This is a genomic window from Sphingobacterium faecium, assembly GCF_003054045.1.
Classification (GTDB): domain Bacteria; phylum Bacteroidota; class Bacteroidia; order Sphingobacteriales; family Sphingobacteriaceae; genus Sphingobacterium; species Sphingobacterium faecium.
Window position 1 is genome coordinate 162,533 of the sequence record NZ_QBKH01000007.1, and the last position, 11,960, is coordinate 174,492.

Consider the following 11,960-nt stretch of genomic DNA (forward strand, 5'->3'; position numbering starts at 1 on the left):
CAATCAATTTGAACGATTCGCACACTGATAACTGAATTTATTTTTAATTTAGCATTATAAAATCATTAACATTTAAAAAATGAATTGGAATAAATCACTCGTATTAGCAGCATCCCTATTTGCGGCTTCATTACAAGTAGTACAGGCTCAGGACAATTTAATTAATGCCCTAAAAACAAATCAAAATGATAACAGTAAAGCAGGATTTACTTTTACTGAAATCATTAATTTAAAAAATACTTCTGTTAAAAATCAAGGTTCTTCCGGTACATGTTGGTCTTACTCGGGCAACTCGTTTTTAGAGTCAGAAATGATCAGAATGGGAAAAGAGCCCGTTGAGATTTCACAGATTTTCTCTGCTCGTAATACCTATTTAGGTAAAGCCAAAAATTACGTTCGTTTACACGGTGGATTGTCTTTAGGTGAAGGTGGTCAATTTCATGATGTTTTAAATGCATTCCGTCACTACGGTGCTTTGCCACAGACAGAGTACACAGGTCTACACTATGGATCTGATAAAAATAACTTCGGCGAGATGACCAATATGTTGGATGCTATGTTAGCTACTTTTGTAAAGAGCAAAACATTAACGCCAAACTGGGAAAAGGCATATACTGCGGCAATGGACTCGTATTTAGGTGAAGTCCCTAAAAACTTCCAATACAAAGGTAAAAGCTATACTCCTCGTACATTTGCTGATCAAGTGATTGGTATCAAACCAGACGAATACGTAGGTATAGCCTCTGTTACCGATCAACCTTACTACAATAAATTTGTATTATTGATTCCTGATAACTGGTCATTTGATAATTTTTATAATGTTCAAATCAATGATTTGACTGATATCATTGACAATGCATTGAATAATGGATATACAGTAGCTTGGGCAACAGATGTCTCTGAGAAAAGCTTTAGCTGGAAAAATGGTGTGGCATATGTACCTGCAAAACCATACGAGCAGATGACTCCACAAGAACAACAAGAAATGTTTGTTGGTCCTAAACCGGAAGCAAAAATTACAGCTGAAGAAAGACAAAAAGCATTTGATAACTACCAAACAACGGATGATCATGGTATGCACATCGTTGGATTGGCTAAAGATCAAACAGGTAAAGAATACTATATCGTTAAAAACTCGTGGGGTGTAACCAACGATTATAAAGGTTACTTGTACGTAACAAAAGAATTTGTTCGTTACAAAACAACATCACTTTTAGTTCATAAAGACGGTATTCAAAAAGATTTAAAGTCTAAAATGAAGATCTAATCCCACATAAACGAAGATTATAAAATAGGTTGCAGAAATAAATTTCTGCAACCTATTTTTTTTACAATTTTATTACATAACTTTAGTATAATTACAAATTAATTAATAACACTATCTACTAATTGGTTATGAAAAAGATATTATTGTTCCTCCTAATTTTACCTTTCATCGCGATAGGGCAAGAGAAAGGGATAACATTTGAGCAGGGGCTGAACTGGAACCAAATTAAAGAAAAGGCAAAGAAAGAAAATAAATATATTTTCGTTGATATATTTACAACTTGGTGTGGACCGTGCAAATACATGTCATCGACTGTATTCCCTCAAAAAAAAGTCGGCGATTTCTTCAATGCACAATTCGTAAGTACTAAAATCCAGATGGATAAAACGGATAAAGATAACGAAGAAATCAAAAGTTGGTATGAAGAAGCAGAGCGCTTTGCTAAAGATTATAACATAGCAGCATATCCGACTTTCCTGATTTTCAACCCACAAGGAGAACTTGTCCACCGTATGGTTGGAGGTGGTGATGCCGATGAATTTATTGAACGTAGCAAAGACGCATTAAGACCCGAGACTCAGTATTATTCGTTATTAAAAGCATTTCACGATAATCCAACAGATCTAGCACTAGCACATCGAATGGTTAGAGCAGCAAACACGGCTTACGACGAAGCCACTGTGACACAAGCGGAAGATATCATCATCTCCCATACCAAACCTGAAAATTTAACAAAAGAATGCGCAGCCTATCTGATTGCAAATACACGTACATCTAGGTCGAAAGCTTTTGAATTACTGCGTGACAATCCTGAAAAAATTGATGCCTTATTAGAGAAAAATGGCTCTGCAAATCGGGTACTTGCTACAGTAGCAATCAACGAAGTATTAGGAACAAAAATTGACTTTAATACAGAACCTAATTGGGAAGCTTTAAAAGCTGAAATATCCGGCAAATACAGCAACATCAATTTTGACCCTATATTCAAACTGATGAAAGCACAGTATTATGTGCAATCGCGTGATTGGTCATCCTTAACAGATATCGTGAACAGTTACTTAACATCAGAAGATCTCACATCAAATCAATTGAATAGCTTTGCATGGGAAATCTTTGAAAATAGTACCGATGCAGCATGCCTTGATGCAGCTTTAAAATGGAGTAAGAAAGCTGTTGAGCAAGATGCTAGAAGTGCATATTTAGATACTTACGCCAACTTATTATATAAAAAGGGCGATAAAACAAATGCGATAAAGTGGCAAGAACAAGCATTGTCACTGGCGAATGATGACGAACAAGATAATTATTCTGATACACTATCGAAAATGAAAAGTGATCTTCCTACTTGGGAATTGTAATCATAGCGTTTGTATTAAGCATTAAAAAGGGTTGAAAATAAATAATTTTCAACCCTTTTTAATGACAAGCTGATTCGTGATTAACTATTTTTTAAAGATTTCATATCAATTACAAATCGATATTTCACATCAGACTTAATCATACGTTCATATGCTGTATTGATATCTTGAATATTAATCACTTCTACATCCGAAACGATTCCATGCTCACCACAGAAATCTAACATTTCTTGTGTTTCTTGAATACCACCAATCAATGATCCCGCTAAGTTTCTACGCTTGCCGATCAATAAACCACCATGAACAGCAGGAAGAGGTTCAACTGCTCCCACAATACACATCGTTTTATCCAATTTCAACAAATTCAAATAAGGATTGACATCATGTCCGACAGGAATCGTATTTAATAAAAAATCAAAGCTATTCGTATGAGCCTTTAACTGTTCCGCATCTTTTGATATCAACACCTCATCAGCACCTAATTTTTTTGCATCTTCTCCTTTTTCAGGTGATGTCGTGATCATCACAACATGAGCTCCAATGGCTTTAGCAAATTTAACGCCCATGTGCCCCAATCCACCAAGACCAATAACCCCAACTTTATCCCCTTTTTTCACATTCCAATGGCGTAAAGGTGACCATGTTGTAATACCCGCACATAATAATGGTGCAGCTGCTTTTACATCAATATTTGTCGGAATACTCAAGACGAAATCTTCTTCCACCACAATGTTCTCCGAATATCCGCCATAAGTAATACCACCGTACTTCGATTTAGAGCTATTATAGGTGCCGATCATACCACTTTCACAGTATTGTTCCAATCCTTCATCACATGGATGACAATGCTTACAAGACTCGACCATACAGCCAACACCAACAAGATCTCCGACCTTATACTTGGTTACCTTTGGACCAACCTCCAATACACGACCTATAATCTCATGTCCTGGAACCACAGGATAATGCGGTTGTCCCCATTCTGCTCTTGCTGTATGAATATCGCTATGGCAAACGCCACAATATTCAATATCAATAAAAACATCTTTATCCTGCAAATCGCGACGTTGGATTTGATGTGGTTTTAAATCTTCAGCCTCTGAAAAGGCTGCATATGCTTTTGTACTCATGCTCTTCTATTTTAAGTAAAAATAAAGCTTTTCATAAAAAATCCACTCCTGTTGAGAGTGGATTTACTTTGATATGATATTTATTTCAGTGTTTTGACACCCATATTCCACAAGGTAAATGCATATTTATCGGCAGTTTCGTTAATCACCACCTCTGTGGAGCGTCCTGCACCGTGTCCAGCCTTCGTTTCGATCCGAATCAACACAGGACGGTCACATTTTTGTTTTGCCTGTAGTTCGGAGACAAATTTATAAGAATGGGCAGGGACTACGCGGTCATCGTGATCTCCAGTTGTAACCAATGTTGCGGGATAGCAAATGCCATCTTTTACATTGTGGACCGGCGAATAACCTTTTAAGTAATCAAACATCTCTTTACTATCCTGAGCAGTCCCGTAATCATAACCCCATCCTGCACCTGCAGTAAAAGTATGGTAACGAAGCATATCCAATACCCCTACTGCCGGTAACGCTACTTTTGCAATCGTAGGATTTAACGTTATCGTAGCACCGACAAGCAATCCGCCATTTGATCCGCCAGATAAAGCGGTATAATCTGGTGATGTATAACCATTACTTTGCAGATATTGAGCCGCAGCAATGAAATCATTAAATACATTTAACTTGTTGAACTGGCGACCACCATCATGCCATTTTTGCCCATATTCACCACCGCCACGTAAATTAGCAACAGCATAGACGCCCCCATTTTGAATCCAGTTGGCTGTTGATACACTAAACGCAGGAGTCAAACTGATATTAAACCCACCGTAACCATAGACAATAGTTGGATTTTTTCCATCAAGCTTTAAACCTTTTTTATAAGTGATGATCATCGGTATCTTAGTGCCATCTTTTGACGTATAGAACACCTGTTTAGACTCAAATTCATCCGAATTAAACTTTACTTTTGGCTTAATATAAACCTCAGATTGTCCATTGTCCACATTAAATTTAAAGCTTGTCGATGGGGTGATATAATTAGAGAAACCATAATAAATCGTTTTCTCTTTTTTCTTACCAGAAAATCCACCAGCACTACCTACACCGGGTAATTGAATCTCACGGATCTTTTTACCTGTGTAATCGTATTGCTCAATAACTGAAATCGCATCTTTTAGATAATTCGCAAATAAATATCCACCTCCGGTAGATACATTTAATACATGCTCCGTCTCCGGAATCACATCAACCCAGTTTTTAGATTCCGGTTGACGAATATTCATTTTCACCAATTTATTGTTAGGTGCATTTAAATTCGTCTGTACATAAAAAGTCTCCCCATCATTATCGATGATATTGGTACTACTCCCAAAACCACTTAAGATATTCACAATTTTACTGCCCGGCTTAGATAGATCCTGTACATACAGTTCGTTGCCCGTAGTTGTATTGGCAGCTGAAATAATTAAAAATTTCTCATCATCAGTCAGATATGCCCCTATATAACGACGGGGAACTTCTGTACCTCCGAAAATCATTTTATCCGTAGACTGTGCAGTCCCCAATTGATGGAAGTATACCTTATGCTGATCTGTTTTTTCAGACAATTCCGAGCCTTTAGGCTTATCATAGCTAGAATAATAAAAACCGGTATTTCCTTTCCACGAGATACCTGAAAATTTAATATCGATCAAAGTCTCACCGATCTGTTTTTTGTCTGCGGTATTCAAGATGATGACTTTTCTCCAATCAGAACCACCTTCTGAAATCGAATAGGCCATCAAGCTCCCATCTTTTGAAAAACTCACATCCGATAACGATGTTGACCCATCTTTAGAAAATGTATTCGGGTTTAAGAAAATTTCTTCTTGACCACCTTTATTTGATTTCCTATATAAGACAGCATGTTGCTGTAAACCATCATTTTTATAGAAATAGGTATAAGCGCCCTCTACAAATGGTGTACCCACTTTTTCGTAATTCCAGATATCTGTCAATTGTTTTTTCAACTGATCACGATAAGGAATCTGAGCCAAATAATCGTAGGTCAATTTATTCTGTGCAACAACCCAAGATTTGGTGTCACTAGCCAAATCATCTTCTAACCAACGGTAAGGATCAGGAACTGATTCTCCAAAATACTGATCGACTACTTGACCTTTCTTTGTTTCGGGATATTTCAGTTCTTGGGCATTTCCTAGATGTGCGGACGACATAGCGATTACTGTTAAAATTAAACTCAGTTTTTTATTCATATTTTTTGAAATGAGGTTATAAACAAATTTAATAAATTTATCACATGTTTAGCCTGATTAAAAAAGAATTAGATTCTTCAAACTTTTTACAATCTAAATTCGTTTATTGCAAAAAATACCCGATTTTACGGAAGCAAAAACGAAATACCGAATGATACATAAATTATTTTTTACGCTAAGCTTATGGGCTAGTATCCAAGTCACGACAACATATGCACAAAGTCATACAGCGTTACCCATCCATCAATACCGAGTTACAGAAACAAAAATCAATGATTTGATTCACACCAAACTGGATGTTAAGTTTGACTATGCCAAACGTTACCTGTATGGACAAGAATGGGTAACACTAAAACCGCACTTTTATCCAACAGATTCTCTCCGCTTGGATGCAAAAGGAATGGATATTAAAGAAGTTTCTTTACTGCATGATCAGCAAAAAACAGCCTTAAAATATGCCTATGATGGTGAGTCGATACTGATCAATCTAGGAAAAACATTTCAATCCACAGATCAATACACGATCTACATATCATATGTAGCTAAACCGGATGAACTAAAAGCAAAAGGAAGTGCTGCCATTAGTGATGCCAAAGGTCTTTACTTTATTAATCCAGATGGAAAAGATCCCAATAAACCGATCCAGATATGGACACAAGGAGAAACAGAAGCTTCATCCGCATGGTTTCCTACAATAGATAAGCCGGCTCAAAAAACGACATCGGATATTTCGATTACTGTCCAAGATCAATATACCACATTATCCAATGGTGCATTAACAAACCAGCAAAAGCATGCGGATGGAACGCGAACAGATACGTGGATAATGACACAAGCTCATGCTCCATACTTATTTATGATGGCTGTTGGTGATTTCAAAATCACAAATGACCATTACAAATCGATTCCTGTAGACTATTATTTGGAACCAAAGTATGCCCCATATGCTAAAGAAATATTTGGAAAAACACCAGCCATGATGGCTTACTACAGCCAAGTTTTAGGCGTAGAATACCCCTGGAATAAATATGCACAAGTAGTCGCTCGGGATTATGTTTCTGGAGCAATGGAAAATACAACCGCCACATTACATGGTGAACCTGTTCAAAAGACAACCCGAGAATTATTAGATGATAATGAAGAAGGAACCATTGCACATGAACTCTTTCATCAATGGTTTGGTGATCTTGTGACAGCTGAGTCATGGTCAAATCTCACGATGAATGAATCTTTTGCAACCTTTGGTGAGGTCATCTGGCATGGTCATGATGGAGGTCAGGACAAAGAAGATAAATCACGTTTTGAAAAACTGCAAAGCTATTTAAGATCTTCTAAAAATGGTAAAAGTCAAACACTGGCACGTTTTTATTATCATGATAAAGAGGATATGTTTGATAATGTTTCTTATTCTAAAGGTTCTGTAATTTTATATGCATTAAAAAATCAGATGGGTGATGCCGCTTTTTATCAATCGCTACAAAAATATTTGACAGACAATGCGCATAAAACAGGAGAAACACATCAGCTAAGACTCGCCATGGAAGAAATCACAGGAAAAGATTGGAGTCCCTATTTTAATCAATGGTATTATCAAGGTGGCCACCCCATCCTTGACATTCAATACACCTATGAACATGGCATGCAAAAAATAGCAATAAAACAGGTGCAAGATAGTACAGTACAAACGTTCACTTTACCTTTACATATTGATTTTTATACTGCAAATGGCAAAGAGACTAAGGCTATTGTGATGAATCAACGTGCTCAGGAATTTAGCTTCCCTTTTGCTCAAAAACCAGATTTTATAGATTTTGACCCCGCAAAGATATTAGTAGGCGAAGTTCAGGACAATAAAACACAAGCTGATTATTGCTATCAATATAAAAATGCACCGACCTATTACAACCGAAGCAAAGCAATCGATTATGCCTTATACCATAAAAATCCGGAGACAACACAACTATTGGTATCAGCATTAAATGATCAAGAGGAAGATATTCGAGCAGTTGCTATTCAGGGCTTGGATTTATCTGATCCTATCATCAAGAAAATGGTGGAAACAAAGATTATAGCCATGGCGCAGCAGGATAGTAAAACAAAAGTTCGTGCATCTGCCATATTTGCTTTGGGGAACAGTGGAAATCAAAAAAATTTAGCCGTAATTGAGAAGGGATTGAAAGAACAATCATATGCTGTCATAAGTGCTTCCTTATATGCGATTAAAAAATTAGCGCCATCAAAATTAGACCGCTCCATTGCTGCTCTCGATTCAGAGGCAAAAATATATTTAGCCACGTTGATCAAAAAACTTAAAAACAATTCGTAAAAAGAAGATTTACATTTCGGTACTTCCACTGCAAACGACGTCTGCATAGTCAGGATACATGGATCGCACCTATAGCCTTGTGAAGTATCGAGTAAAAAACTAAAACGAATGCACGTGTTTTCACAGACCCTGTCACGTCAATTGTAAATAAACAGACAGATCTCAGTTTGAAATCCGAAGTGATTTAGGTAGTTTTGACCACATGTCAACAGCAAAAAATATCTATTTCGCTTCGGATTTTCATTTGGGTTCTTATCCCCAAAGTAAATCTAAAGAAAGAGAGCGTCTGATCATATCATGGCTCGACCATATTAAAGCAGATGCATCAGAACTTTATTTGGTGGGCGATATTTTTGACTTTTGGTTTGAATACAGAACCGTCGTTCCAAAAGGGTATATACGTTTTCTTGGAAAACTGGCAGAGTTAGTTGATTTAGGAATCAAATTAACCATTTTTAAAGGTAATCATGATATGTGGATGTTCGATTACTTTAAAGAAGAACTACAAGCTACTATCATTGATGATGAACTCCTGATAACACGAGATAACAAATCATTCTACATTCATCACGGCGATGGTTTAGGAGCAGGCGACTATAAGTATAAAATCTTAAAAAGATTTTTCCGAAGTACCATCTGTCAATGGCTTTTTGCTCGTCTACACCCCAATTTAGGTATTGGTATCGCCTCCCGTTGGTCAAAGCACAGCCGACTTGCTAATCACGAAGATGAACAATTTTTAGGCGAAGATAAAGAATGGTTAATTGGTTATGCTCAGGAGATAGAAGCCAAACAGCACCATGATTTTTATATATTCGGTCACCGTCATTTACCCTATGACAGGAAACTTTCCGAAGAAAGCCGTGTTTTAAATTTGGGCGAATGGATGAATGAGCATACGTATGCCGTTTGGAATGGTCACGAACTCCTACTTGAAAAATGGACGGATTAAAAAAAAGTTTACGCGATTGTTTGTTGAGTTACTATCCGCTTGAGGAAGAGGATATCGATGCTATCGAAGCAATCACTACTGAAGTGAATATCCCTCGCAATACGATCATCATCCAACAAGACAAGCTACAACATGATATCTACCTCCTATCTTCTGGATTAGCTCGTGTTTACTATGAAGTACCTAATCGCGAAATAACATTAGATTTTAATGATGCCGGATGCATGCTCATGTCCATCAATACGTATGCACGTAATGAACCTGGCTATGAGAATATCGCTATAGTGGAAGATGCTATTTTATTCAAAATAAATTCTACAGCACTATTTAAGCTATATGAAGAAAATATCCGAATTGCTAATCTGGGAAGAAAAATCGCGGAATATGAATTCATCAAAATCGAACAAAGAGCAATGTCCAAACTTTTTAATACTGCTCAAAGTAGATATATGGATCTCCTATCCAAATACCCGACTTATATCAACCGCATCAAATTGGGTTATATCGCATCCTATTTAGGCATTTCTCAAGTAACCCTAAGTCGTATTCGAGCTTCCATTCGTTAATTTTTTAACATTGGTAAAAAATAATTTCATCAATTGTAGCCATCTTTGTAAAAAAATAAGGTTATGAACTGGATATTATTAATATTAGGCGGACTATTCGAAATTGGATTTACGACTTGCTTAGGAAAAGCGAAACAGAGTGAAGGCTCTGCCATGTACCTTTGGTACTTTGGATTTGTACTTTCTTTATTTTTAAGCATGGGATTATTAATCAAAGCAACGCAAACCTTACCACTAGGTACAGCTTATGCCGTGTGGACAGGAATCGGTGCCGTAGGAACCGTATTAATTGGTATATTTTTCTTTAAAGAACCAGCAGATTTCTGGCGCATATTCTTCATTTTCACTCTTATCGCATCTATTGTAGGCTTGAAGGCAGTTTCTTCACATTAAGCGATAGAACTATTATAAAAACGACAAAATTTCTTTACTTTTGTAAGCTTAAAAGCTCATGCGCATGACGCTGGGTTTGAATAATGTGAATTATGTTAGAAAAATTACAGGCGATAAAAGAAAGATGGGAAGAAGTGGAGGCTGAATTAGGCAATCCAGATACCATCAAAGATATGAAGCGTTTTGCTAAATTAAATAAAGAATACAAAGATTTAGGCAAGATTGTAGACCAATACCATATCTACAGAAATATGGTGAGCAATATCGAAACCAATAAAGATATCATCAGCAATGAGAAAGATCAAGAGCTTCGCGATATGGCGAAAGAAGAGCTTGATGAATTATTAGGTGCAAAAGAAGAGAAAGAGGACGAAATCCGAATGATGCTTATTCCTAAGGATCCTGAAGATGATAAGAATGCAATTATCGAGATCCGTGGTGGTACAGGCGGTGATGAAGCAGCTTTATTTGCTGGTGATTTATACCGGATGTATACTCGTTTCTTTGAAACAAAGGGCTGGAGAGTAGAAGTAATGGATGTGACAGAAGGAACTTCTGGTGGCTATAAAGAGGTAATCTTGAAAGTTATTGGTGAAGATACTTACGGACAGTTGAAATATGAATCAGGCGTACACCGTGTACAACGTGTACCTGATACAGAAACTCAAGGTCGTGTACATACTTCAGCGGCATCAGTTGCTGTTCTTCCCGAGGCAGAAGAAGTCGATGTTGACATCAATCCAGGTGATGTGGAGATGCATACTTCTCGTTCTGGTGGTGCTGGTGGACAAAACGTAAATAAAGTAGAAACGAAAGTACAATTGACACATAAGCCATCAGGAATTGTTGTCGTTTGTCAAGTCGAACGTTCACAATTAGCGAACCGTGAGTTGGCGATGGAAATGCTTCGGACTAAACTTTACGAGATCGAATTGAACAAAAAGAATGGTTCAATTGCTGCAAAAAGAAAGACTTTAGTATCAACGGGTGACCGTTCAGCAAAAATCCGCACCTATAACTACCCTCAAGGAAGATTTACAGAGCACCGTATTGGTATGACAACATATAATTTACCAGCTATTTTGGACGGTGATATTCAGTCAATTATAGACGCATTACAGTTTGCTGAGAATGCAGAAAAGATGAAAGACGGAGCTGTAGACTAGTTTTTTTTAAAATAATATTAGCAAATAAAGAAATAAACGCTATATTTGCACACCTTCAAGAGAGAAGGTAAACGGTCTGGTAGTTCAGCTGGTTAGAATACATGCCTGTCACGCATGGGGTCGCGGGTTCGAGTCCCGTCCAGACCGCTAAAAACTGAGAGTAATCTCGAATAGTTCTTTAACAACATTTAAAATTTGGTCCGGTAGTTCAGCTGGTTAGAATACATGCCTGTCACGCATGGGGTCGCGGGTTCGAGTCCCGTCCGGACCGCCAATTTTAAATAAATCTTTACATTTTTCGGTCTGGTAGTTCAGCTGGTTAGAATACATGCCTGTCACGCATGGGGTCGCGGGTTCGAGTCCCGTCCAGACCGCCAAAAAATAGTAAAACGGTCCGGTAGTTCAGCTGGTTAGAATACATGCCTGTCACGCATGGGGTCGCGGGTTCGAGTCCCGTCCGGACCGCTGATTAGAAAAGCTTTCAATGCAAATTGAAAGCTTTTCTTGTTTATATCCAGATTCCACTTCGGATCTCTCAGACTGATACCCCCCACGGAGAGATAATCTCAACGATCATTTTACTAACCAAATCTGATCATCTTTT

Annotated in this window: 9 protein-coding genes and 4 tRNA genes; 11 read left to right on the plus strand and 2 right to left on the minus strand. The window is 37.5% G+C overall.

Translation table 11 applies throughout. The annotated features are described in order from the left end of the window. Nucleotides 1-79 precede the first annotated feature (79 nt). Nucleotides 80-1,267, plus strand: coding sequence for a C1 family peptidase (locus C8N37_RS19520; protein WP_108160501.1), 1,188 nt, complete (start codon nt 80-82; stop codon nt 1,265-1,267). A gap of 128 nt (nt 1,268-1,395) precedes the next feature. Beyond that, on the plus strand, nt 1,396-2,625 hold the full coding sequence (locus C8N37_RS19525) for a thioredoxin family protein (protein WP_228115793.1): 1,230 nt from the start codon (nt 1,396-1,398) through the stop codon (nt 2,623-2,625). Nucleotides 2,626-2,705: 80 nt separating this feature from the next. Here C8N37_RS19525 and C8N37_RS19530 read toward each other — a convergent pair whose 3' ends face one another. Both C8N37_RS19530 and C8N37_RS19535 read right to left on the minus strand, forming a co-directional pair. Beyond that, a complete protein-coding gene (locus tag C8N37_RS19530; protein ID WP_108160503.1) occupies nt 2,706-3,755 on the minus strand; it encodes an NAD(P)-dependent alcohol dehydrogenase in 1,050 nt (349 codons plus the stop codon). An 80-nt stretch (nt 3,756-3,835) separates the two neighbouring features. Continuing rightward, nucleotides 3,836-5,953, minus strand: coding sequence for a prolyl oligopeptidase family serine peptidase (locus C8N37_RS19535; protein ID WP_108160504.1), 2,118 nt, complete (start codon nt 5,951-5,953; stop codon nt 3,836-3,838). A 151-nt stretch (nt 5,954-6,104) separates the two neighbouring features. Here C8N37_RS19535 and C8N37_RS19540 point away from each other — a divergent pair, with 151 nt between their 5' ends. From C8N37_RS19540 to C8N37_RS19580, 9 genes are all read left to right on the plus strand, one after another. After that, nucleotides 6,105-8,279 (plus strand): M1 family aminopeptidase, encoded by a 2,175-nt coding sequence (locus tag C8N37_RS19540; RefSeq protein WP_108160542.1) that lies wholly within the window; start codon nt 6,105-6,107, stop codon nt 8,277-8,279. A 202-nt stretch (nt 8,280-8,481) separates the two neighbouring features. Next, nucleotides 8,482-9,231, plus strand: coding sequence for a UDP-2,3-diacylglucosamine diphosphatase (locus tag C8N37_RS19545; RefSeq protein WP_108160505.1), 750 nt, complete (start codon nt 8,482-8,484; stop codon nt 9,229-9,231). Beyond that, nucleotides 9,219-9,797, plus strand: coding sequence for a Crp/Fnr family transcriptional regulator (locus C8N37_RS19550; protein ID WP_108160506.1), 579 nt, complete (start codon nt 9,219-9,221; stop codon nt 9,795-9,797). The genes C8N37_RS19545 and C8N37_RS19550 overlap by 13 nt, the downstream gene beginning before the upstream one ends. 63 nt (nt 9,798-9,860) lie before the next feature. Continuing rightward, nucleotides 9,861-10,190, plus strand: coding sequence for a DMT family transporter (locus C8N37_RS19555; RefSeq protein ID WP_021189301.1), 330 nt, complete (start codon nt 9,861-9,863; stop codon nt 10,188-10,190). A 92-nt stretch (nt 10,191-10,282) separates the two neighbouring features. After that, nucleotides 10,283-11,356: a peptide chain release factor 1 gene (gene prfA / locus C8N37_RS19560; protein ID WP_108160507.1), complete on the plus strand. Its 1,074-nt coding sequence runs from the start codon at nt 10,283-10,285 to the stop codon at nt 11,354-11,356. Nucleotides 11,357-11,429: 73 nt separating this feature from the next. Beyond that, a tRNA-Asp gene (locus tag C8N37_RS19565) sits at nt 11,430-11,503 on the plus strand. 50 nt (nt 11,504-11,553) lie between these two features. Continuing rightward, a tRNA-Asp gene (locus C8N37_RS19570) sits at nt 11,554-11,630 on the plus strand. Nucleotides 11,631-11,656: 26 nt separating this feature from the next. Next, nucleotides 11,657-11,733, plus strand: a tRNA-Asp gene (locus C8N37_RS19575). Nucleotides 11,734-11,747: 14 nt separating this feature from the next. Further along, nucleotides 11,748-11,821: transfer RNA gene (locus tag C8N37_RS19580), tRNA-Asp, on the plus strand. Nucleotides 11,822-11,960 lie beyond the last annotated feature (139 nt).